The sequence below is a fragment of the Marivirga harenae genome (genome assembly GCF_030534335.1).
GTDB lineage: Bacteria > Bacteroidota > Bacteroidia > Cytophagales > Cyclobacteriaceae > Marivirga > Marivirga harenae.
On the sequence record NZ_CP130565.1, the window covers coordinates 834436 to 861267 of the forward strand.

At 35.5% G+C, this 26832-nt stretch carries 14 protein-coding genes; 2 read left to right on the forward strand and 12 right to left on the reverse strand.

Going from position 1 to position 26832, the window contains the following annotated elements; all coding sequences use genetic code 11:
* Nucleotides 1-8: 8 nt before the first annotated feature.
* Entirely contained in the window at nt 9-602 is a 594-nt protein-coding gene (locus Q3Y49_RS03525; protein ID WP_303270863.1) for an SDR family NAD(P)-dependent oxidoreductase, read from the forward strand.
* A gap of 186 nt (nt 603-788) precedes the next feature.
* A complete protein-coding gene (locus tag Q3Y49_RS03530; protein WP_303270864.1) occupies nt 789-1967 on the forward strand; it encodes a carboxylesterase family protein in 1179 nt (392 codons plus the stop codon).
* Nucleotides 1968-1984: 17 nt separating this feature from the next.
* Here Q3Y49_RS03530 and Q3Y49_RS03535 read toward each other — a convergent pair whose 3' ends face one another.
* From Q3Y49_RS03535 to Q3Y49_RS03590, 12 genes are all read right to left on the reverse strand, one after another.
* Nucleotides 1985-2713, reverse strand: coding sequence for a hypothetical protein (locus tag Q3Y49_RS03535; RefSeq protein WP_303270865.1), 729 nt, complete (start codon nt 2711-2713; stop codon nt 1985-1987).
* 355 nt (nt 2714-3068) lie between these two features.
* On the reverse strand, nt 3069-11276 hold the full coding sequence (locus Q3Y49_RS03540; protein WP_303270866.1) for a fibronectin type III domain-containing protein: 8208 nt from the start codon (nt 11274-11276) through the stop codon (nt 3069-3071).
* A gap of 718 nt (nt 11277-11994) precedes the next feature.
* Nucleotides 11995-13479 carry a PorP/SprF family type IX secretion system membrane protein gene (locus Q3Y49_RS03545; protein WP_303270867.1) on the reverse strand — a complete coding sequence of 495 codons (1485 nt, stop codon included), beginning with the start codon at nt 13477-13479 and terminating at the stop codon, nt 11995-11997.
* 28 nt (nt 13480-13507) lie between these two features.
* Nucleotides 13508-18793: a PKD domain-containing protein gene (locus Q3Y49_RS03550; RefSeq protein ID WP_303270868.1), complete on the reverse strand. Its 5286-nt coding sequence runs from the start codon at nt 18791-18793 to the stop codon at nt 13508-13510.
* Between the two features lie 110 nt (nt 18794-18903).
* Nucleotides 18904-19800 carry a hypothetical protein gene (locus Q3Y49_RS03555; RefSeq protein ID WP_303270869.1) on the reverse strand — a complete coding sequence of 299 codons (897 nt, stop codon included), beginning with the start codon at nt 19798-19800 and terminating at the stop codon, nt 18904-18906.
* Nucleotides 19797-20960 (reverse strand): glycosyltransferase family 4 protein, encoded by a 1164-nt coding sequence (locus Q3Y49_RS03560; RefSeq protein ID WP_303270870.1) that lies wholly within the window; start codon nt 20958-20960, stop codon nt 19797-19799. The genes Q3Y49_RS03555 and Q3Y49_RS03560 overlap by 4 nt, the downstream gene beginning before the upstream one ends.
* 77 nt (nt 20961-21037) lie before the next feature.
* Nucleotides 21038-22162 (reverse strand): glycosyltransferase, encoded by a 1125-nt coding sequence (locus Q3Y49_RS03565; RefSeq protein ID WP_303270871.1) that lies wholly within the window; start codon nt 22160-22162, stop codon nt 21038-21040.
* Nucleotides 22155-23093: a glycosyltransferase family 2 protein gene (locus Q3Y49_RS03570; protein WP_303270872.1), complete on the reverse strand. Its 939-nt coding sequence runs from the start codon at nt 23091-23093 to the stop codon at nt 22155-22157. Before Q3Y49_RS03570 ends, Q3Y49_RS03565 begins: the two co-directional genes overlap by 8 nt.
* Entirely contained in the window at nt 23056-23832 is a 777-nt protein-coding gene (locus Q3Y49_RS03575) for a class I SAM-dependent methyltransferase (RefSeq protein ID WP_303270873.1), read from the reverse strand. Before Q3Y49_RS03575 ends, Q3Y49_RS03570 begins: the two co-directional genes overlap by 38 nt.
* 7 nt (nt 23833-23839) lie before the next feature.
* Nucleotides 23840-25018 carry a glycosyltransferase family 2 protein gene (locus tag Q3Y49_RS03580; RefSeq protein WP_303270874.1) on the reverse strand — a complete coding sequence of 393 codons (1179 nt, stop codon included), beginning with the start codon at nt 25016-25018 and terminating at the stop codon, nt 23840-23842.
* 4 nt (nt 25019-25022) lie between these two features.
* On the reverse strand, nt 25023-26153 hold the full coding sequence (locus Q3Y49_RS03585) for a sugar transferase (protein WP_303270875.1): 1131 nt from the start codon (nt 26151-26153) through the stop codon (nt 25023-25025).
* Nucleotides 26143-26523 (reverse strand): response regulator, encoded by a 381-nt coding sequence (locus Q3Y49_RS03590; protein WP_303270876.1) that lies wholly within the window; start codon nt 26521-26523, stop codon nt 26143-26145. The genes Q3Y49_RS03585 and Q3Y49_RS03590 overlap by 11 nt, the downstream gene beginning before the upstream one ends.
* Nucleotides 26524-26832 lie beyond the last annotated feature (309 nt).

The following is a 26832-nucleotide window of genomic DNA, read 5'->3' on the forward strand; positions in this document are numbered from 1 at the left end:
GTAGTAAAATGACATATAAATTTAACCACCTTCTTATATTAGGAGCTAATAGTGATATTGCAGAACAAGTAGCTTATCAAGCTGCTAAGGAGCGAATCGCTTTGACCCTGAGTGGTAGAAACTTTGAAAAGCTAAAGGCATTGCAATCGGACATTCAAGCAAAGCATGAAGTCACAGTATATATTCGAAAATTTGATGCTGGTAAAATAAATGAGCATCAATCGTTCTATGATGGCTTAGATGAAAAGCCCGATGCCGTATTATGCGCTTTTGGTATTTTGGGGGATCAAAAGTTAGCAGAAAAGGACGAATCATGGCAAAATATTATTCAAACCAATTTTACTGGTGCAGTTTCAATATTGTCTATCATCGCAAATGATTTTGAGAAAAGAAAACATGGTTTTATAGCAGGAATAAGTTCAGTTGCAGGTGACCGAGGCAGACAAAGCAACTATTTTTACGGAGCAGCAAAAGCAGGATTTACCACCTTTTTGTCAGGTTTACGAAATAGAATGCAACATTGCAATGTTAGCGTTTTAACAGTGAAGCCAGGCTTTGTTAAAACCAAAATGATCGATGGACTTGAGACTCCTGGCCCCTGACTGCAAAGCCAGCAAAACTAGCAAAAGCTATTTTGACTGCAATGAATAAAAGAAAAAGTGAAATATATTATAAACCGATATGGTGGTTCATCATGAAGATAATTACTTCAATTCCAGAAAATCTCTTTAAAAAAATGAAATTATAATATTATTTATTAAATTTATTCTATACTTAAAGGCTGGGTCATGAAAAAAACGCACTATCTTATCATCCTTCTATTACTTCCGATTTTTATTTTCATTAGTTGCGGCAAAGAAGACGATGTCACACCGAAAGATGATGATATTGAAGACAATCAAGATGAAGAGGAAGAAGATCCAGAGCCCGAAATTGTTCTGGAATGGGCAACTGATTTTCCGCAGCTAAGAGTGGGAATCCGATCAGCTGACTTCTTACTAAAAACTAAATCAGCTGTTGATGTATATTACATTTTCAGTAACCAAGAATTGGATTTTGAAAGTGCGGAAGACCTTAGAAACCTAGTAGACAGTGAGGTCACAGAGAATATATTGCTAAGCGGAAAGAGATCTACTAGTTCACAGGACGATACTTTAAAGGTCACCTTAGATGGATTAGCTGAATTAACTACATTTTACGCATATTCCTTAATATCTCATCCCGAAAAAGACAGCTTACAAGAGGAAGGATTTAGTATTGAATTTGAAACACGAGAACGACAAGGCACTCACTCGTTTCAATCTGAAGAAGAGGAAAGAGAAGTCTTATACTTAGCCTATCAGTTAGAAGAAGGGTTGAAATATCCTGAAAAGCTCCAACCTGCAATCATTTTCATGGGTGGCAATGGGGAGACCGCCAATCAAGGAGCAATTAATTTAATTAGAAATGGCTCATTACCGCAATTTCTAGATAAGGGGAATGACGTTCCCATGTATGTGTTTTCTCCTCAACATATAAAAAATAATTGGAACATCCATATGATAAATGAAATGGTGGATGAAGCGATAGAAAATTACCCGATTGACCCAAAAAGAATTTATATGACCGGGATAAGTGGAGGTGGGTTTGCTTCTTGGAACTATGGAGTTGAATATCCAGAAAGAATTGCTGCGATGGTACCCATCAGTGGAGGCGGTAACTCTAATAAAGCCTGTGAGCTAAAAGACGTGCCTATATGGGCATTTCATAATGACACGGATGGGATTGTTGGCTCAAATGGATCCAAAAGTATGGTGAATGCAGTGAATGCATGCCCACCTGAAATTGAAGCTGAACTAATTCTATTTGAAGATAATGGGCACAATGCCTGGAGAAGGGTTTATGATCAGGAACATAATGACTGGAATAAAACCACCGTTGATCCAGTGAATATTTACGATTGGTTTTTACAATTTGAGAAAGACTAAAAGTCAAATATTTAGCTTTATTTAAGAGGAACATACTTATCTATTTCACTTGCCATAATTTGATTCCCGTTAGGTGAAACATGGCAAAAATCAATAAATATATATTCCTGTCCATCAAAAGAGGTGCTTAAATCATAAATCCAAGGATACTGCTTTTCTGATATTTTTTGACGAATTAATTTATAAACTTGTCTGAAATTATCACCTAAAATAGGACCCAACTCTATGTGATCCGTCCTAGGTTCTCCTATATAGGCTGCGGGCTGTAGAACTGCATAAAATTGACCTCCTCTTGAGGTCACAATATCATGTGCTATTTCCCAATTAGTAAGCATAAAATCTGCAATAGCTTGTGCTTTTTTAGGAGAACTCACACAATTATACATATCATCTCTATCGGCCGGATTTAGTTTTTTTGACAACAAAATTAAATTCTCAAAAAACACTTTACCCATCGCTTCCTTTGCCATGTTAAAATATGAAGTGTAAAGTTTACCTCTAAACATAGGAACAAGTCTGTGCCCCGGTACCTCCACATCTGATGGGCAGAGAAAAGCTGCATCATTCACCCCATCATAAAAGATTACTACATCAGAATGCTTACCTTGTTCATAAAGTGTAATTAAGGCATCTAGATTTTGCCTAGAGTTGTAAGCAAGTTGGCCATGATTGTAGACGTTAAGATGCGGATTCTGCTGCTGAAATAATGAAGGGATCGTGTTTTCGTCATCGGCCCCTCCCCCCACAATGTTGACCCTCCAAAAAACCTAACCGCCTTAGCAGAATCAGTGATCTCTGCAGGCCTAACTGTTCTTCTTATTCCTTCTGCATTGATTGTCGTGGTAGTCCCTACATAAGGCTGCGTTTTCCACCCTACAAAAGGTTCATAGAGATGCTGGACATTGTTATAATCTGTAAAAATTTCCTTTGCATATGCTATGTTATCCTTATAATTGGGCAGATCAGCCCTACTTTTCTTATTACTATTTTTAAGATATATCCCTACTAAAAAATTTACTGAAAATAGTAACAAAATAAAAACAGCAAGATTGATAAAAATCAACCTTGCTATGGATTTCAATTTTTTCAAAAGCCTTGTATTTATTGTTTCAATATTATTTTAAAAACACCGATTTGACCCTTGTCTATTATTCTTAACTGATAGATTCCATTATTCAATCTTGTCGGAAGTTCCATTCTATATCCATGTTCAATTTCAGTTTTTGCCACAGATTCAGAAAATATTAACCTGCCGCTCAAATCTACTAGCTGCAATTTTATTTCAGTATTTATCAATGCTCTAGATGAAATATTCAAGTAATACTCATCAGTGGGGTTAGGATAGATCGTAACACTTCCTTTATCAAGTAGACCAAACGAGGCTGAAATTATAAATTCTAAGACTTCTGAAGTAACTGAGCAGTCATTTGATTCTACAACAACTGAATAGAAACCACTCTCTATTAAAGGAATCTGAGATTTATTATTGAAATCAGAAAGCAATTCATCATTAAAATACCAATTTATTGTGGCATCTGTTACGGGGTTCAGAATAAATATTGTATCCGTATCTTGGTTCAAAACCGGCACTACTAAGGAAGTCAACTGCACAGGAACTTCAACTATGCCATTTTGCGTACAACCCAATACGTTTTCAACTTTTACTTCAATAGGAAGCATATCTGGACCAAAGCTTTCAATGGAAAATTCAGTACCTATTTCTTCCTCCAATAAAATGCCAGCAGAATACCAATTAATCGTGTGTTGATCATAACTCCCTTCCAGCGAAATATTCAAATTCTCTCCAATACAAACTGAATAGCTATCTTGTTGAAAAATAACAGATTTAGTCTCAATAATATCTACTGGGGCTTCTATTAATTCCGAACTCGAACAACCAAAACTATTAATTTGCTTTACTTTTAATGGTAATAATTCAGATGTAAAGCTCTCAATTTTAAGTTCAGGACCATTTTCGTTAGTTATTAACTTTCCAGCTGAATACCATTCAAAGACATCTCCATCTTTTATCTCATTAATTGAAATAGTTACTTCCTGATTTTCACAAACTGAGTAAACCTCTTGCTCGAACTTTACCTCTTTAAGATCTACTATGTCAATTGGAACCTCAACAGCATTTTCATTTGAACATCCTAATCCATTATAAACTTGAACTGTCAATGGTAACAGATCATTAGATATATCATCAATTGTTATAAGTGACGTAGATTCTCCCTCTATAAGGTTTCCAGCTGAATACCATGCAAAAGTTTCTCCTTCTTTCACATTTTGTAATGCAATACTTAGGCTTTGATTAATGCATACCTCATATAAGTCTTTCTCGAATTGGATATCAGGTAAAGATGATATTTCTACAGGAACTTCTACTAGTTCATTATTAGTACAATTGAGCTGATTGAAAGCTCTGACAGTAATAGGTAATAAATCAGCGGTCAAACTATCAATATTCAAAGTAGATTCTGATTCGCCTTCTATTAAAATTCCGGAAGAAAACCATTCATATCGAGTGCTTTCATTATCATCTAAACTTAAAATAAGCTCGTCTCCTTGGCAGACACTAGTAACTTCTTCCGATACTTCAATTTTAGGTAGTTCCACTAATTGAATTGTATGGAAGGTATTCAATGTCATTTCCTCGCATCCAGATTTTGAAGCCACGATTTTTAATTCGAAAAACCCTGTATCAAGTGAATTTACATTGACTGTAATTTCCAGTTCGTCTCCAGTACCCAACACTTGCGTTGACAATTCATTTACTCCTTGGTATGCCTTATAAAAAATCCCTTCTTGGCTGTTTGGAATAGTTGCAGTAATAGAAGCTGTACCATAACAAAATTCAGTTTCATCTCCCCAGATTACTTCTTTATTTTCAATTAGGAAGCTTTGCTCAAAATCTTCTGAATACAACTCCATCATTGACTTCTCAGATAAACAGCCTTCTGCAGACCTAGCTTGTACGGAAATTAATTCAAACTCGTCTTCTAAATCGTAGAAATACAAAGTGTCCCCTTCGTTTTCTATTGGTTTGTTAATAGATTCATTAAACCACAGCATCTCGTCTGAATCATTTTCTCTATTTGCAATAAGCATAATTGACGAGCCTTCGCACTCCACAATAAAACTCTTCTGCAATTCCGGAGTACCTACCTCAATTTTTTGAAGCTGCACCTTTTGGCCGACATCATGGACTGAGCAACCAGGGAATTGAGACTTTACATAGAACGGCTCAGTTTCTGTAACCATATTACTACTATCAACAGAAAACAACAATGATTCACTAGTCGCCATAGCTACTTCGGTTACTTGATTCCCATTTCTATCAGTAATATAGTATTGGACTCCATACTGTGCGTTTACAATTTCTATCTCGGAAGATACATTTCCTGAACAAAAAGCATTATCGTAGACTAAGTCTTCATTTGACTCCATCTCAGGTCTAGTCATCCGTAGAACAAATCTGCCTTGATATGTAGTTATATCTTCTGTATCAAGATTAAAACTTAATACCTGATTTTGATTTATTGCTAGAGTATCTCCATTATAATTATCAATCAGGCTAACCAAAGCCAATGGGAATTGCTCAACGTTGCTAAAGTTCATTTCAAACTCACCACTACTTACATTATTCATTTCCAAAGGAATATTCAATTCACAAAACTCCATCGACATATTATTCATCGCCAGATTAACACCATCCGCTGATTTCGAATAAAAGTTTATGATTGAATTGGGTCTTTTAAAGCCATCTTCTAATTTATTATAATCATCTGAGGCGGAATCTTTAAACTTAATATAAGTTGCATCTTCTTGATTTAATGGATCTTTCAGAACAATTTTCAAAAAGTGGTCTATACCGGGAGCAGACCTATAGAATACAGCGTCAGAACTACTTTCACTTGTTGAAATTGCACTTTCAGTTATCGTCAGGCTGGGACTGGAGTTAAGTGATTGCACCCAAAATCCTTGACCCGAGGCAATCTCTCCTCCAGGTAAATCACCTGTATCATCACTCCTATCATAAATATAAAACTGAGACTGATTACCTGGCATATTTTTAGCAACAGATACTACATTCCCTACTCCGCTTGATACCCAGCCCTCATCATTCCACTGAATGGTGGCCGCATAAGGATTCCCTATTAGATTCCATCCATCTTCTGCATCACCAGTTCCTATTGAAAGATTGTAAGAAAAGTCACCTTGGTGAAGTGTACCAAAATTCTCAATTAATACCGAATTTTCGCTATCTCTAATATAAGGTGCATAACCAGTTCCAACATTGATTGGATATGTATTGTCAGTTCCAGTAGGTGGGTATTCTTTCCAACCGCCATTGTCTTCATCATAGTAATATAAAGAAGGAGATGAGCCCAAGCCGCTTCCCGTGCTTGCCCCTGTAAAATTCCCAGTGATAGGGAAAAACTCTTGCCAATCTTCAACGGTCATTCCTGAAACTGGAGAAGATATATACCTGTATAATTTCGCTGCCTCCATAAATCTCTCAGCTTTTACTTCCCCAAGTAATTGAGAACCGTTCTTCATTGGTAAAACCTGAGCTGTAGTTGTATCACTTGATTTTAATACAAGGTTCCCGTTTGAATGAAAAGTAGCTGCATCTAAATCAATTCGATCAAAAATTTCCATCTCGTTATGAAGTTGCACGTCAGCCGCGGCATTAAATTCTAATCTAACGATTTTATTCATTACGGTATCGAATCGGAGATGAGAGGTGCTATTTCCACTTGAGTTTACTTTTACAGAACCAAAATCTGAGGCTATGGAGCCATCGGAATTTTCAGTATTAATGGTGCCACTTCCGGCTATACTTAAGGTATGAAGACCAATATTTAATTGACTACTATCTTTTAAAATCAATCCGCCACCATTTCCACTCCCTAAAAACAGCTCTAAAGGATTACTTGCTTGTAAATTAACAGTATCCATAGCGGATATATTGATATCATAAAACAGAATATCATTGGTTGTTTGCAGAGTGTGCTTTTTGTCCCCTTCAAATTCAACACGTAATAAGTTATCTAAAGCGACTTCGTTGAGTTCAGCTTGAATATCTAAATCTCCATGCAGCACTAATTTTGATTGGTTTCCTGGCACTCCTTTTAAACCAATTTGACTTACAATTTTAAGGTCTCCTAAAATTTCCAAGGTCCTTTCACTAAAGTTTTTAATCCCAGTACTGCCGAGTGTTACATTACCCAACCGGCCAGAAGGCAAAGAATTGTAAGTATTAAAATAAATATGGGAATTGGCATGAGAAGGTAAAAACTCAGGCAGATTAGGGGTATTCACATGGACTATTGCATTATCCATCACTTGAACCTTTCCTTGTAAGTCCGCTGATATTTCCAAAGTCTCCCCAGTCTCGACCACCAACTTGGAAATCTTTCCATCAATTTGCCATTGATTGCTTAGGGTTGAGCTAGCTGTTCTATTTGTTAAATTAAAAATTTGCCCATTGTTGAAAAAATTATCAGGAGCATCTCCAGATCCATCTAAAGATAAGCCCCATGAACTCAGATTATTGAGATCTCCCGTACTTTTAGCATAAAAATGCAAAGGAGTATCGGAGGTAACATTAATTCCGCTAGATGGGGATGAAATATTCCCACTTACATCTACTGCTTCTACCGTCAGTACATAAGTTGTTTCAGGTTCAAGATCATTTGTATAAAAAGTATTATTGTTACTTTCTCCCAACAAATCCCCATCTGCATAAACCACATATTTTTCAACTTCGTGATTATCTGTAGAGGCAGTCCATTTAATACCCGTATTGGTAAAAGTGGTAGAAACTACTTGCAAGTTTGATGGTACACTTGGTGCTTCGCTATCAGAATTTGTAATTGCATTTACCTCACTAGTGAATGCTGAACTTCCATTTCCATTAACTGCTTTAATCTTATAATAGTAAGTTTGACCTGGTAATAAATTCAAGTCTTCATGTGAGGTGAGTCCGTTTTCAATTCGACCTATCATTTCAAAATCTCCTCCACTCTCTGGAGCTCTATATATTTCAAAATGAGTCAAGAATTGAAGCAATTTTGTTTTTACTTCTGAGAAGATATATGCGTGACCGTCATCATTTAAATGGATACCGTCATTGGGAACTGCCTCCAATGAAGGTTCAATCATTTCATTTTCATCCGCTAAACTATCAAATACATCAATAACATAGCTACCAAACCCAGCCCTGACAGAATCAAGTTCTTCTAATAAAATTACTCTTTTAGGGGAGGAAGGACCAAAATTCCGTGGTTGTGGAGTTACTATAAAAGTCTTTATACCCGCTTGGTCTGCTAATTCCTTTATTTCCCTGTAATGGGCCATAGTAGTATCTGCAGAAATTAGCGAATTAGCATTATTAGAAGGAAGATTAATGATCAAATAGTCTGGATTTAAACTTAAAGCTTTGGTGATATTGTGATCAGTATCCACTGAGGGATTTGAACCATTGTCACTCCCATCTGGCCTAATATGATAAGTAGTAAATCCTCCAACAGCTAAATTTGTAAGCGTATAATTCGAACCATTCTCTCCTAACCAATGATTTAATCGATCAACCCACGCACTATCTTGTACTGTTGCCCCTACACCCTCGGCAGTAGAGGAACCCAAGACTACCACATCCAAATCATCGGGTACTAAATCTGTTTGATCCCATGACAAATCAATTTGATCCATACCATTGGCATTGGCCGTCAAATTAGTTGGAGTAGAGGGTGGATTATGATTTTCAATAGTGCCACTCTTAAGCATTGAATCTGGAATTGGTGAAAAGGATGAAGTGGAATTGAAGCTATAATCAACTCGTAACGTTTGTCCACCAGATTTTTCAAAGAAAGTGACTGTTATTGGATAAGAACCAGGTTCCAAATATAAAGCAACCGGAGTATCTGGTCCGTACGTGCCACCATGAAGACCGTCATTATCGAAAACCAAATTACTTGGACTAAACCCTCCAACATAAACTCTGCTGCCGTCATCTGACCAAGATTTAAACCTGTATGTCCCAGCAATCAATATATTAATATAACCGTCAAACTTAAAACTAAAAAAGTCATCTTGTGTACGTTCGCTTAATCCAAAATTAGGAACCGTGCCAGTATATTCAATAAAACTCCAATCAATTTCATCTAGTGAATCATATGAACTCGTACTATGCTCGTAAGTCAGCCCTTCAAAAATAGTAGTCACATTCACTTGGTTACTAGCCATAGAAATATTTCCGTTGTAATCCACTGCTTTAACCGTAAAAGTGAAATTGCGGCCTTCCGCTAAATTCTCTACCGTAAAGCAGGTAGCCACACTGTTTGTAGCGATGGAATCTGATCCAAAATAAATATAGTATTGGGCAACAGATTCATTATCAGTGGATGCCTGCCAGCACAGTGTAGCGGAGTTGATCGTATAGTTTTCCACTATCAATTGTCCAGGAGTAGATGGTTTTTCTACATCTGAGCCAGTCATAATTGAAACAGCAGTAGAATAGGGTGAAACTTTATCATTAGAAACTGCCCTCAGTCGATAAAAATACTCCCTGTTAGAAATAGCAGTGGTATCCTCAAATGAAATAGCATCTTCTTCTAATAATCCCATAAATTGATAAAAACCACTAACTTCAGTGCTTCTATAAATCTCATAACCTTTCTCTTGGAAGCTTTCGTCATCCCAGAACAGTCGAACTGTTCCATTAGAAGTGAGATCTAGCTGAATATTGCTAGGTTCGTTTAAATCTTGTGAGGCATTAAAGGTTACATAAATATTCTGAGAAGGAATACTGGGACATCCACCAAAAGTCTCAATCTCCACGCTATAAGTTCCGGCCGTTTTGGCTGCATAGAAAGAAGTATCACCAACGACAATTCCGTTTCTCTTCCAAGTATAATATAAGTTACTTGCCAATGGAGTCTCTAATTGCACAGAATCTATCCCATTAATATCGGGTAGGTGCCTAGTATTAAGACCGGTAACTTCAGGGGTTTTGACGGTGCTTTCTTTAATCACAACCGGTTTGGACCAATTATTCCATTCAGCTTCTGTTGGATTATCAATGAATCTGCTAAATCTAACTCTATAGGTTCCTGGAAGATCTGCATAGGCTATTGCCGAATCTAAGCCTGATATAATCTGACCATCTCTTTCCCACTGGTACTTTCTAAATCCTCTCGGCACTCCTAATTTTGCTCCTTGCCCATTGCTAGCACAAATGGTACTGTCTCCATAATATACATGAATATTGGAGTTATCTCTTTCTCGTATCCAGGAAAAGAAATCAGGTTCACTATAAGCTTTGTTCCATGTGCCATGACCCAGATTATCATATATGTAATACCTTGCCAACCCTCCCATTTCTTCAAAAAACCGTACCAATGAATTGGTTTGGCTTACGGTAGGGTTTCCATCCTTTCCACCCTGGAAAACCCACATCGGGATATGAGCAATTTCCTCACTATTTTGCACTTTTGTATTAGCCGCTGAAGGTGACATTAACAAAACTCCTGAAAATAAGGCTGGATCTGTCTTCAACAAAGTTACTACATGCTGAGCCCCATTGGATAACCCATGAACTACCACCCTATTCCTGTTTATATTATATTCATTAAGAATATTATGGATTAGTCTTACGACAGTTTTTATTTCAGCACCATTCCACCCATTTAGATTTTGAGGGAAAAGTACAAAGCCAGGAAAATCCCTATCATTTAATGTGGGATCATTAGGTAATTTAGTTCCTGCACGATTTACTGCATCCAAATGCTGTTTGCCTCCGTGAAGTAAATTATGATCATTATTTAATAGATTTCCATTTGTGGAAGGTCCTGCCTCGGGACTGTTTACATCTGGCTTCCAATTTTTAGTCCCCCAATAACAATTATTCCCCCAGCAATTGCCTCTCTCACCAGCGCCATGCAGCATTATGATCAAGGGGTAGCCATCTGCAAAGTTTTCATCGTAACCATTGGGTTTTAATAGCCTGAAATTTTGCTGAAATATGTTTGTATTGTTATCAATTACATGCCCCTGATCATACTGATCTGAATTCCAACCAGTGCGATCAAAATAAGTTGTTTTCCCTCCACCAGTAGAGCCCCTGAAACTGTAGGTTGAATCCTGAACAGGGTATCTCTCAATATTTATCTTAGGACCAGTAGGATTACCTGGATTCTCATGAAACTTGAGGCCATGCAAATAATTATCAACAATCTGAGCAGAAGTAATATTTACTTGTAAAGTGAGGAGCGCCAGTATGAGAATAAGTAATCTATTCATTTTTACATAATTTATTAAAGACCAAATAGATAAATGAAAAATAGCCATCAGGCGCAACATAATTTAAGCAAAAGCTATTTGGTTTAAACCCTATTAGTTAACATGTAACTTTTCAACATAAAATTAACAATTAAAATAGTTCAATAGAACATTTTTCGACTAAATTTTAAAATAAATCTACTAATAATAATAAAAATGGGAATAAATGTAAATTCTGCTTGTTATGGCACTTTGTAAGGCTTAGCTTGAAAAAAAATAAAATACCATAGTATTTAAATAGAATGAATGTTTTTATCCAGCTTGCTTTTTTCTGGAATTTCAGTGATATTTTTCTTTTAGTTTTCCAACTTTACCAAATCTGACCACTTCATTTCTCCAGTTTTCATCTATCCCTTAAAGTCTTGAGTTCAATTAATACAGGCACTCACTCAGCAATCTGGGACAGGCTATAACGCAAAATTATGGTGTGTTTTTTTTAAAGTCTAAATGTATCCGTTATCTACTGTATTCTGCTTACTTAAGACTTCGAAGAATTTTCTTTTTATAATATAGAAAGAAACTTTCCTAAATGACGCCCTGAACGTATTAAGGCTTGATTCAAAAATTGTAGCCAGTTCAAAAAGATTTTTGGGCCTAAATTAGGACAAAGTATTCCTTCGTTAGCTCGAAATACCAAACTTGCGGAAATCAAAATAGAAAGCTCTCTAATCAGATAGGATTACTTTATTTCCAAAATCCAGCTCTCATCAAAATCCAAAACATTAAGGTTCTTAATTGAATTTAAGGTTTTAAGTGCCATTGCTCTATTGTCTGTCTTTTGCGCAATAGTGTAATAATATTCTGTTTTAGAATAGTAGGTGATCGATAAATTATGTCCTAATTCCTTCGCCATATCAACATATTTTTGCGCATTCTCCTTTGATGAAAATGCTCCTGCCACCACATAGATGCCAGCCATATTATCAATTACCTCATCTACCTTCTCATTAAATTTCGGTGAAACTTCCTGTTCAAGCTCAGGTTCCGCTTCACTTATTATAGGTTCTTCAAGAACTTCTGATTCCTTCTTACTCACACTATCCTGTTCAATTGGCTTTCTATATTCTTCTTTAATCTGAACTGGTTCAGTTTCCTTCTCCACAACTTCTTCTTCCGTCTTAGTTTCCTGTATTTCTTCTTCAACAATTTGAGTCGAATCTGTAACTGTCTCCGTAACTTCTTCGACTGGTTCTTCAACTGCTTCTTCTACCAAAAGTTCATCTCTATGTGGTCGTAATTCTGCGAGGTAATCCCTATTACCAGACATAAAATTTAAATAAAACTCTTGTGATCCTTGTCCAAACTGACTTGATTGATCATTTGACATTTCATATGCATAACCAGCCCTAATTTTGTTAACCAAACGAAACCCAACATTAAAAGTAAACCCATTAAAAGAATGATAGCCTCCACCTAGCCAAATATTATTCTTATAACTGAAATAACCGCTAGCTTGAAAAAAACCATCAGATAATTCATTATTATATGTCTGATAAATTACCCAAGGGGTAAAACTTACGTCTCTATTAATATCAAATACATAATTTATAGAAGTTGTAGTTGCTTTAAGGGGATCAAATTCTGGGTTTTTATAAGCTTGCTCATTATAGACATCCGACTGAAACATGAAAGGTAAAGAAAAGCCTATGTTCAAATTATTCAATTGATATTGAATACCGGCTTGAGCCAAAGGATTCACACTTTGGTCTGCCAATCCATCTAAAGCAGGGTCTAAAGGATTATCCACAAAATCATTATTAATAAATGTAACATCTGCCCCTACTCCAACTCCAAAACTTATTCTATGATCGGTACTTTTGTCTACTCCAGGATAAATTGTATAGGCTACGTTCAAATTTGCTTGATTGGTATTAAACAATGCTCTTTGATCATTCATAGCAATTAATCCTACGGCTAAATGCTTCCCTAAAGGCAATTGACTTGATAAACGTATAGTCTGAGGAGCTCCTTCAATTGCTGTCCATTGCTGGCGAAAATTTGTCTCCAATTCAAAAAAACCAGTGTGACCTGTATAGGATGGATTAATATAAACAGGTGACAGGTAGTAATGATTAAATGGAATGATTTCTTGTGCTTTTAACAGGGTCGTTGAAATCATTAAGACTATTAAGACTCCCCATTTTTTTTGAATAGAATTTACCATGATTTTAATTTTTAAATCACCTCCTTTTTTACCTAATAATGACCACCGTTCCAGTCAATTTCTTAGCAATATCACTGCAGTTTATCACATAATAGTAAGCACCTTCTGGCAGTGGATTACCATTCAAGTTTCCGTCCCATTCGTTTGCATAGCCTGTGGATTCAAATACATTTTTCCCGCTCCTGTCAAAAACCTGTATTTGGCAATTGTCAATTCCATCCACACCTTCAATTTGCCAGAAATCGTCTATCCCATCCCCGTTAGGTGAAAATAATTTTCTGGGTCTTGCTAATTCATCTTCTGCCAACACTGTTATCCTTTTTGTAGCTGAATTTTCCAAACTGTCGATATTTGAAACATTCACTCTCACGTAATAAGCCCCTTCTTTAAAATTGCTCAACTCAACCACATTGGAAGTGTCTGGTCGAATAAGTAAATCGGTAGGGCCAAAAAGTTGTTCCCAACTATAGGATGCAATTAAGCTGTTTTCTGACTGTGCAAAAACTTCAATTGTGACAGCTGAATCAGGTAATTGCAAAATGATATCCCCACCGGCACTTAAAGTTGGCGGTTGAGGAATAAACTCCTCTTCTTCGGGAAGGACATTCAATTGCACCTCATCAAAACTACTTTGGCCTGTATTATCAGTAGCGGTAAATCTGAAAGTAAAAATACCTTCAGATAAGTCATCAATGGTTAATTGATTAGAATTTTCTCCAGATAAGGTCAAATTTTCACCTGCTATTTGTTCCCATAATACAGTGGCAATAGTACCGTTTTCAGATTCCGCTTCTCCTATGATCAACAAAGCCTCACTTGGCAATTCTACAGATAAATTAGGACCAGCATTAACTACTGGTGGTTCTATAATTTCTTCCGACAAGACTTGGATTTGCACAAGGTCCTCTGCTACCGCACCCTCAGTATCTGTCACCCTAATACGTATTTGATAAGTACCTTCAACCAAATCGTTAATATTTACAGTCGGCTGATCATTATCAGCTATAAATAGCTGGGGACCACTTATTTTTGACCAAAAATAGCTGATTTCATCACCATCAGGGTCACTTGCATTGGCAGTGATGCTAGTAGAATTATTCGGCAAATTTATTTGAATATCGGAGCCAGCGTTTACTGTTGGAGGACTATTTGCATCTTCGGGAAGCACAGTAAGACTCATTAAATCAGTAGCACTAGCATTATCATTATCAGTTGCAGTCAATTCTAGGGTATAATTCCCAGCTTCCAAGTCCGTTAATTCTAAATTCAATGTATTTTGGTTATTCAAGTTTCCGTTTCCACCCGATAACTTGCTCCAAGACACTTCTGATATTGAGCCATCAGAATCTGAAGCAGTACCGTTAATAGTAATTTGATTCTGCGGTAACTTGATATTCTTATTAGGTCCAGCATTTACTGTTGGGATTTTATTAGTATTTTCAGGAAGCACTGTTAAAATCATTTGATCTGTTGAAGAAAGCCCTTCACTATCAATTACTTTTAACCTAAACCAGTAAGTGCCCAATTCTAAATTACTAACAGTAAGCTTAGCATTAGTAGCGTTGGTGAGAACTGCATTCCCTCCAGAAGTTTTTGTCCATAGATAGGAAGAAACATTACCCTCTGGATCAAAACCACTTCCATTGAGTACAATAGAATTTGTTGGGAGGACGAGAGTTTTGTCAGTCCCGGCATCTGCCACGGGCGGTTGATTGACCTCCTCCTCTGAAACAGTCAATGTCATTTCATCACTGTCCTCAACACCCCCGTCATCTATAACCTTTAACTGAAAAACGAATTGGCCAGCAATTAAATCTGAAACCGTTAATTTGGCTAAATTTATATTAGCCAAGGTAAGAGAACTACCTGACACTTGAGACCACTCATAACTCACAATTTGTCCGTCATTATCAGCTCCTGAACCATTAATAGTTACAGAGGCAAGGGGCAAGACAATCAGTCGGTCAGAACCCGCATTTGCAACTGGCGATTCATTTGTAGATTCCGATAAAACAAAAACGAAAACTTCATCAAAAGAACTTGCTCCCTCGTTATCCGTGACGGACAATCTAAAAGTGTAAGAGCCTGCAATTAATCCTGAAAGCGTAAGGTTGGCAGTATTCTGGTTTGTTAAGGTTGCAGCTCCGCCACTTATTTTAGTCCAATTATAAGAACTTACAGACCCATCTACATCGGAAGCAGCTCCGTTTAAGGTAACTGCATTTGTGGGTAATTTTATCGTTACATTTTCACCAGCATCCACTATTGGAAAAGAATTTACATCTTCAGGTATTACCGTTACTGTCACTTCATCAGAAGCTTGTGCGCCATCATCGTCAGTGGCAGACAACCGGAAAACATAATCACCTTCAATTAAGCCTGACGCTGTTAAATTTAAAGTACTAATATTTGTCAAAATTCCAGCACTTGGTCCGCTTACTTGTGTCCATTCAATTGATTCCACTGAACCATCCGAATCTGTAGCCACTCCATTAATTGTTATGGAATTGGTAGGTAAATTTAAATTTCTATTATTACCTGCATTTACGTTAGGACTAATATTATTTTCTTCATTGACTGTAACTTGAAGGTCATCAACGTCAGAATCGCCATCATTATCAGTCACTGTAATCTCAAACCTATATTGACCAGCAATTAAGTCCTTAACTTCCAATGTAGCCTGATTTTCATTAATTAATGTTGCTGAGGCAGGGCCACTACTTTGAGTCCATTGATAACTGACAATTTCTCCATCTTCATCTGTTCCAGAACCAATAATATCCACACTATCTTTAGGCAATGTTATGTTTTTATTGGACCCCGCATTTGCAACTGGAGGGGTATTTATAGCCGTCACAGTAACAGATACTTCATCCGAGGCAAAACTCCCTCCATCATCTTCAACCGTAATTTGAAAATTGTAAAGCCCTTCTGTAAGTCCACCGACCTCTAAGGTTGACGAGTTTGTACCTGATAAAGTAGCACCAGCATTTCCACTGATCTGTTCCCATAAATAAGAATTTATCATACCATCATCAGAGGCTGTTGCAATAATTGTCACTGAATTAGTGGGCAAAGTGATTGATTTATTATTCCCCGCATCAACTATTGGCGCTATATTGACCTCTTCAGGTGCAACATTTACATCCACAGCATTACTTCGTTTTGCTCCATCGTCATCCGTAACAGTCAGTCTAAACCGATAATTGCCTTCAACTAAATTGGATGCAGTTAGAGTTTGCGTATTCTCACCCGTTAGTGTCGCATTGCCCCCTGATACTTTAATCCAGGCATAATTTACAATCGTCCCATCAGGGTCAGATGCTGTACCATTTAGGATAACTTGGTTCGTAGGAAGAACAATGAATTTATCAGGCCCAGCATTTACATTTGGAAGTTGATTCACTGGTTGATCATTAACATTTACGGTCGCCTCTGCAGTATTTGTAGCGCCTTCATTGTCAGTTACAGTAATAGAATATACATATTGGCCTGCAACGTCCAAATCATTTACCGTCAGGGTAGAACTACTACTATTCAGTAAGCTAGATGAGCCCACTTCACTGACAATTTCCCATAAATAAGAAGCAATATTGCCATCTAAATCAGATGCTGATGCTTGAATATTAACCGTATTAGTTGGTAATGTAATGCTCTGTTCAACTTGATCGACTGAAACAGTCGGAACTTGGTTTGCATCTAGAACAGTAACGTTCTTCAAGTCGGAATCAGAGGCCCCATCATCATCAGTAACCGTAAGTCGAAAAGTATATGTTCCAGTTACCAGATTGCTGGCCGTTGCAGTAGAATTATTAACATTTGAAAGGGAAACCGAAGGACCTGAAGTTTTTTCCCACAAATAATTTGAAATAGTTCCATCATCATCTGTCCCTGAACCCACCAAGTTGGTGCTATTTGTAGGTAGTTGCATTTGAATATCTACCCCAGCATTTGCTATTGGATCCAAATTAGACTCCTCTAAGACTTCCAATTGCATCTCATCACTATCAGTAACATTGTCATCATCTTCTACTGTAAGCTCGAAAACGTAAATGCCAGCCTGTAAAGCAGACAAATTCAAAGTAGCTTGGTTTGCATTGCTAATGGTAACTGCACCACCAGAGATCTTTTGCCAAGAATAACTTATAATGTTTCCATCACTATCTGTACCCGTTCCTGAAATAGTAGTTGAACTAGTAGGTAACTGTATTTGCTTATTGGAACCAGCATTAGCCGTTGGGGGCGAATTAGAATCAACAACAGTTAGTTTCATTTGGTCCGAAGCAGAATTACCATCTGCGTCAGTAGCTGTCAATCTAAATTGATATATACCGGCCACTGCATTACTTACCGACAAAGTCGCTGTGGAAGTATTACTAAGCGTAGCAGATGGTCCAGATACTTTTTCCCATAGGTACGTACTTATTGCTGCTGTAGAACTGGCAGTGCCTGAAACAGAAGCATTGTTTGTGGGTAAATTTAAAGTTATATCTTCTCCAGCATCCACAGAGATCGATGCTCTACTTTGTTGCATGAACCATTCATAAATATTTGGAGTATGTAAGGAATTATCAGTGCGATAGGCCCTAGACCAGGAGTTATGTCCTATCCCTTCATATACAGTCAAAAGTGGAGCTGGATTTATGGCCGGTGTGCATTCATTTAGTGCATCAATCATCAGGGTGGTTCTATTTAAAGGAACTACCCCATCAGCATCACCATGAAATGCCCACACAGGAATGTTTTCTGCAGCAATGTTACATGCTTTATTGAGATTATTTCTACTCCCACAAACTGGAGCCACTGCAGCGATTTTCTCAGGGAAACTGTGAGCATAAAACCAAGCTCCTCCTCCTCCCAGACTTAAACCGGTAACGTAAATTCTATTCAAATCAATCCTAAGTCCATCATTAAGAACATGCTCGACTACCTCATCCATATAATTTGGCGGCCAATTTCCTAAATTTGTTTTTAGTTGAGGAGATATTAGAATAAATGGAAAATCATGTCCATTTTTAACATGTAGAGGAGGTCCGTTTTTTGCAACTTTTGTTAAATCCCCCTCATTATTTCCTCTTTCACCTAATCCATGAAAGAAAATCATGATGGGATAGTCATCAGTGTTGCTATTATAATCGGCAGGAAGATATTCGTAATACCATGTTCCACCAGGGCTTTCTTTTGCCAATTGATTCTGTGCGAGAACAATTTTATGTTGAAAAATAAATATAAAAATCAACAATAAAATTCTAGTACTTCTAAATGATGAGGTTAAGCCACAAAATTCTATCCTTAAAATATTTTTCTTTTTCATACTGGTAGTTGATAGTTAGAAACATTATACTTAAAGGGTTTTAATGCTGTCTCAAAGAAAATTATTACAACAGTATGTTAAGGTATAAAAAAAAAGTAAAATAATCTAAGTCACTGATAATTAAATTGATAAATATTTCCTCCGATAAAATTCATTTCTCTTTCATCTACAATCATCAATTGTTTTTTCTTGGTGAAAACAATTCCAGCTTTATGCGAATATTGATTTAACTTGTACTCTGTAAAGGTACCTTTTGAAAAAACTGGAGTAAGAAAATTTTCAATTGTAATAATTCTGTGATGGAATAATAAAGCGATAGTGCCTTTATCTTTTGAAATATCCGCTCCAGTAATCCAATTATTTAGCATTGCCCCATCAAGTTTAAATGCATCTACTTTTTTAGCAATATAATCACCGCTGGTGATCGGTAACGCATAAACATTTATTAAACCATTATAGGGCTTTGTCCTATTTTTCGTAAATAAATAGAGGGAATCATTAAGGCAAAAAAAAGCATCAATATCAAAATTATTTCTATCTGGAGTTGGTGGAAAAGCCTTTTGATCTTCAAAACTAAAACTTATCACTTTTGCTAAGGTGACCTTTGCCGTTATGCTATCTGGATTCGGGACAATATAAATTTTAAGTTCCTTCTTATCCGATTTATTATTACCAAAAGCTCCTATGTATAAATTTCCGTAATCATCCCTTGTTAAATCTTCCCAGCCCCTATTTTTGTTCGCTAAGTGAACCGTTTTAATTATTGTTCCAATCGAATCTATTCCAAAAAGCACTGGAATCCCTCCATCATTGTGAGTCCAATACAAATTCGAATCGAAAGTTTCAAGACCAGAAGCTTCATTGATGGTTTCAGGCAATTTACCTAGCACCTGAAAACTAAATTGGTCAACAGAAGCCTGATTCAACTTTGGTTTGATAATTTCCTGAGCAGAATTAACAAAAGAATAGCTAAAAAATATGACTAGTAAAAAAAAAGATCTTATCATTTTACAAGTATTTTATTTTGAGAAAAAGACAGATAAGTAGCTAACCATTTCTCAGCTGAGTATTTCCACTGAAATTCATTACTCCTTTTAAGGCCCTTTTCAGTCATAGAAAGTCGTTTTGTTTCATTTGACAAAATCCTTTTTATTTCTTTACCTATCTCTACTGTATTCAATGGATCGACATAAACAGCAGCATCTCCGCCTACTTCAGGTAATGAAGTTAATCCAGAAGTAATTACAGGCGTTCCACAAGCCATAGCTTCTAAAACTGGAATTCCGAAGCTTTCACGGGTAGACAGAAACAAGAATACGGTTGCGCCATTATATACATTTACTAGATCATAATTAGAAACATATCTTTTCGTAGTGATCAAATGTTCTATATCACCCAGCTGATTTCTACTAACAATTTTTTGGAAATATTCTTTCTCAATATCTAGAATTACCAGTGGGAGTACTTCTTCGGAGGGCGTATTACCGGCATATTTTGCGTAAGAAACTATAGAATTTTCTGTGTTCTTCCTAGGATCCCTACTTCCAAATAGCAAGATGTATTTATCAGGGAAATTATATTCCTTAAGAAACTGAGCAACTTTTTCTTTATCTCTCTTTTCTCTAAAATACTCTGAACATGCGTTATAATAAGTATCCAAGTCCTTTTCAGATATTTGGAAGTAATCTGATATTTTTTTCTTTTCATAATTTGAAACCGTTCCAATTTTTGCACATTTCCTAATAATTTTGGGGACGAGTAATCTTCGGTAAAAATTACCTATTCTTTGGTACAGACTACCATGGATAAACTGCACCTTTTCAAGATAAATTATATCATGAAGGGTGAGGACTAGGGGAATATTTAAAAATAGAGGGGCAGTATTGGCAGTGCAATGCAACAAATCTACTTTATATTTTTTAGCTAAAATAGGGAGGTGTATTTGTTCCCAAACTGCATAACTTGAAGAAAACTTTTGAATAATATGAAAATTAACAGGCAGGTTCTTGAATAAGCTAGAAACATCTTCGTCCTTTGAATTACAGAACACAAAGTATTCATTATCAGAATCTAATAATTGTAAAGCTTTGATAAGTTCAATAGTCACAATATCAATCCCGTGTTTTCTATCACGAAATATCCTTTGGGCTTCTATGCCAATCTTCATTTTTAAATAGTCATAAGGTTCTAAATATCAAGTTAAATAATAATAATCAAATATTTTTTAGATAACTGTGATTTTAATTATATCAGTCTGCTGTATTCCTTCTCAATTCTAGTCACCATTCTTTCAATGGAAAAATCTTCATCAATCTTTTGATATGCTTTCTCTCCAAATGTTTTGATGAACTCAGAATTATTTGCAAGCTCTAGCATTGCACTTTTTAATTGCTCCGGATTGGATTTATCAACAATCAGACCATTTTCTCGATCTACTATGACCTCCAATATCCCATCGGCTGGACTTACTATACAAGCCTTTTTCATTGACATCGCTTCTAATAGCCCAATGGGCAAACCTTCCCACAATGAAACTAGACAGTAGACATCAATAGCCGCTAATACTTCGGGAATATTTTCATGAAAAGGCAAAATTCTTACTTTCTCTTCTAAATTAAAATTCCTAATCAGCTCATTTTTTTCGTTATCAAGCTCTCCTTCCCCGACCAATACTAATCTAATTTTTGCATTTTCCTTTTGAGCAAGATTAAACCCTCTGATTATATTTAATGGGTCCTTTTGAAATGTCATTCTAGCTATCAAAGCAAACCATATGAATTCTTTTGATAGATCATTTTTCTGCCTAAACTCATTACCGTCCGTTTGGTAACTGAACTTATCACGATTAATTCCACACTTTATCAGAAGAGATTTAAATCCTCTATATAATTGTTTTCCTGTTCTCTGATTCGATTGAGAAACATTGATTATCAAATCAACATTTTTGGATATAAAGCTTTCTCCTAACTTTCTTATGGTTCTGATTTTCCTACTCTGTGCATCATTAAATGACCAACCGTGAACCGTATAAAGAATTGGTTTACCTACTATTTTGGAAGCAAATAATAAGTTTGAAGCAGCCCGTGTTCCATGAGCATGGATAATGTCAATATTGTATTTCTTTATTAATTTAACTACTTTTAAAAGGACCAAAAGATCAAATGATCTAGCTGTTTTAATGACCTCTACCGTAATACCAATGTTTTTAAGATTAGTCACCATGGGGCCGTCAGTGAAAGATAAAACTACTGGCTTAATTTTGCTTTGATCCAGATTCTTAGCTAAGTCAAAAACATGTGATTCCCCTCCTCCAATTTTACCCTGTCTTATACCAAGTAAGACATTAATTTTTGTCTGACCACTACTCATATTTTGGAGTATTTAAATGCCATTTAACTGCATTAAGATAAGCCTTAAAATGGTCTTTTTCCCTATAAATAAAATACTTTAATAATTTAGAAGGGGATACAATAAAGAACAAGTAGAAAAGTCCGATAAATCTCTTAATCCCATTGAAGTTCCTTTTAACAAACAATATCCGGTTTCTATTCATATAATAGGTTTTAAAAGGGCTATTCTTACCGACAGACATAGATTCTTTGTGGTAAATCTTTGCTTTTTGCTCGACTTTTATTTCAAAACCTGCTCTTGCAATCTGTTGGGCCCAATCTAATTCTTCATAATACAAGAAGTAGAACTCTGGCATTGCACCCACTTTCTCAATTACTTTCATTGGAACCATCATAGCTGCACCATGTCCTGCATATGTATTCAAAAATTCTTCATATTCACTACCGTCTTCTCTTTTATTCCCATAGGCAAAATTACGAGACAAAACATTAAGTGGGGAAAACCCAGCATACTGAATGATATTAGTTTCATGAAATTTAATTTTAGGTGATAACATGCCAAGTTGATCATTCTCTTTAAATCTTTGAAGAAGTATTTCTACCAAATCATCAGAAACTATTGTGTCATTGTTAATAAAAAATAGATATTTTCCTTTGGCATGTTTAATACCTAAATTATTTCCTCCTGCAAATCCAAGGTTAGTGCTGGATTTCAAAAGGTTTACAAACGGAAAATTTGAAAGAATCTTGGGTTCTGGATCTTCCTTCGAAGCATTGTCTACAACAATTGTTTCAAAGGAAATGTCATTTTTCTGTAAATTAGCAATGGAAGTAAGCAATTCCATTGTATCATCCAAGCCGTTGTAATTGACAGTTATGAAACTAACTTCTACATCCTTTATCATCTTAAAGTTAATCTTCTTTCCTTCTCCAAACCATATGATATCCACCAGAAAATGATGTAGGTAGTAAATCTGCAACTTTCGAATCAAACTTCTGAATGCTAATTGAATTCCTGGCGACAATTGAAAAGGGAAACACATCGTCAATAAAATTTGCTGATTTAAGCATGACTATTTCAAATCCTGAATTTTCTGCTAATTTCCTCAATTGCTTTTTTGTAAAAAATTGAATGTGATCTAAATCAGATGCTGCAGATTGAATAGTAGTCCCAGAATAACCTAACTTACTTTTTATTGAGCTCAACAATTTCCAGCTAATCCCATTATTATTCCTAATCTTAATAAATGGTCGAGTTACAAACAGCTCCCGTGGCCCCACTCCATTAGGGACAGTCACAATTAATGCTCCATTATTTTTGATCAGATATCGTAATTCTTCAAGTAGATTTTCAGGCTGATTCAAATGTTCCAATACTTCAGAACAAATTACCACATCATATTTTTTACCTTCCAATTTCAAAGTCTCTGCATTGGCCTTCTCAAAAATTACATTCGAAAACTTATTTTGATCCTTTGCAATTTTTATTGCATCCTCACTTAATTCTATTCCATGAACATTATACCCCAATTCACCTAGATTAAGACTAATAATGCCGTTTCCACAACCTACATCAAGAATATGGACATCCTCAGGATTTTCATGCCACTCCCTTAGGTTAGACACAATAAATGCTAACCTTTTTATGTCAGCATACCTAGTATACTTCGGTGTTAATTTTGAATTCATTTATGTGCTATATGTTTTTATGAGGAGTATGGATAAATGTTCTTTTCGACTCCTTCATTTTGAAGAGTATTCCTAACATCGTAAAGAGTAATTTGGGTATTCTCAGGATTGCGTAAATCAAATTTTTATTAAAGTATGCTTTTGGAACAGCCAAAAGCAAAGTAACCATATATAGCATTAAAAATACCATCCAAAAAATTGAAGGGATTAATACAAAATCAGATAAGACAAACGAAAAAACGATTAACAACATCAACATACCTAAATTAAACATTCTTGGAAGTTGCGCTTGAATCAGCACGGCCATATGAAATAAATCAAAATTTCCTCTGAATAAAGACTTGATACCTAAGGTAAAATACCGCTTCAAAAAGATGAAATGACTCGAAATCCATCTTTTTCGTTGGTTTTCAAATACTTTTAAATCTTCTGTTTTTTCATCATATACATAAGCCTCTTTAACATAGTTAATATGAGCATAATCCTTCACTATCTCTATTTGAAACTCTTTATCAAAACCACCAATAGCATTTGAGTCTTTTATTTTTTGATAAATTAACTCATAAGAAAAAGCCATTCCAGATCCGGCAATTGGGCTTGAAACACCTATTCCTTCAGCTCCCTGCCTGAAGATTGTATTACTAATTTCTTCACTAATACCATCTAAAACAGAATAAGGCGTATTTACATTCTTAGCTTTCCTTCTTCCCTGTATAGCAACTGACCCATTTTCAAATGAAAATGCTAGGTAGCTAAGGAAATCTTTGCTCATGATATTATCTGCATCTAATATTACAACATGCGTGTAATTAGTGTACTTCTCCAAAGCGCTTGAAATAGCTTTTGCTTTTGTGCTTTTTTCAAACTTAACTTCATGAGTGATCGCATCTGTTCCGTTAAGTTCCTTCAAAGTCGAAGATTTCAACTGATCTGCAATCACAATTAAGTCAAAACACTCATTAGGATAATCAACTAACAAGTTTTGCTTAACGGAATTTAGAATTACTGTATCTTCTTTATATGCAGGAACTAAAACCGCAAATTTAATATTCGTAGAAAAGTTTTGAGTCTTTTTTGATTTATAAGGATAATTAAGAGCAGCAATAACAAAAATCAAATTATAGACTACTATAAATATAATGTAAAGCAGTACAATTATCTCTATTGTATGTAAAGCATCAATCATGATTTTAAACCCTCTCTTCTTGCAATAAAGCTGGGAAAGTCTTTAGTAATAGCTTTAAATCACTCTTAAATGAATTACTTTTTGCATATTCAATGTCCAATGATATTCTTTCCTCCTCAGACATCTCAGATTTTCCTCTTTTAGTTACCTGCCACAAACCGGTGATTCCTGCAGCTGCCATAAAACGTAAAGCGCACTGATCTTTAGTTAGTTGTTGTGCTTCATATAAAGGAAGTGGTCTATTTCCGACAATAGACATATCACCTTTTACAACATTTATCAATTGGGGTAGCTCATCCAAGCTTGTATCTCTTAAAAATTTACCAAATCTAGTAATTCTTGGATCATCCTTAATTTTAAAGAATACTGAGTTCACCTCATTATTTTTTTGATTACCTTGTCCGTATTGGTTCAAATGTGATAATTTACTTAGCTCCTTATCAGCTCCATCTGCCATGGATCTAAATTTTAAGAAGTTGAAAACTTTATAACCTACACCGGATCTTTTGGAAACATAAAAAATAGGTCCCCGCGATTCTATCTTTATTATCAACGCAATTATTAAAAACAATGGGCTTAATAATAAAAGAAGGCTTCCAGACACTAAAATATCAAACACCCTCTTCGTAGAACCAATTTTATAGTTAGAAAAATTATTTTTTGATGTATTGTCCTCCTGTGTTAACCTCTTAAATAGCTTAAGAAAATCAATCCAATAATTTAATTTCTCCGCATTGAAATCAACTGGAAAACAATCATCAGCACCAACCCTAAGAATTTTCTTCTTTACTTCCGTATCAACTTCATTGGACACCACAATTATCGGAATATGATGTGCTGAGGAACGCACAGTAAAACCTAATGTACTTAAGTTCTTGAAAAAAATGTGATCTAAATAATTAGTATGAAAAATAATGGCATCAGGCGCATTTGAAGATGAGCATTGATTAATTTCTTCAAGTAAAAAAGCGAAATTTACTTTTTCAACATTTGCAAACATGCCCAAGTTTGGCTCACCAATAGCCTCATTGGTAATATACAATAACCTTTTTTTGAAAACTTTATCCGTTTCAATCAGAAAGTTTTCGTTACTATTTAACAAGTGATTATTGGCATTCATAATATTATTGCTCAATTTTATCATTAAAAATTCCGTCCAACAAATCATATAATTGATCCGGATCAAATGGCTTTTCTAAATATCCTTTTGCCCCTAATTTCAAGCATCGATTTTTGAAGGCCTCATCAGTTCTACAACTGATAAATACAAATGGTATTTCAGAAAACATTCCGCTTTGTGAAATACTGGTAAAAAAATCAAATCCATTCATGTTGGGTGTCTTGAAATCAGAAATAATCACTGATGGTATATTTCCCTCAGACAACCATCTCATACCATCAAGACCATCATTCTTAAAAACCAATTTATGGTCCTTTTTCAATAAAACATCCAATAATAATCGCATTGGTTCATCATCCTCAACTATCAATATTGTATGCTTCATTCGAATGTATCTTTTTACCAACAATTAAATTAATAAGAGTTGATACTATTTTAACTATTTATTAATCTATTGATATTTTATTGATTTATTTTAATAGTTAAAATTAGTTATTATTAAGTATCTATCATAAATATTAGATGTATTTTTTTAATTATTTTGATCAAAAATCGTTAACCACCTCATATATAATGTTGAATAGCAATTTTTTAAAGATTAATGCCGTTCGCAAAATGATAAATCCTATTATTTTATTACATCAAAACAGTAGATTTAAACACCTTCAATAATGAGAAACATTTATTTTAGAAA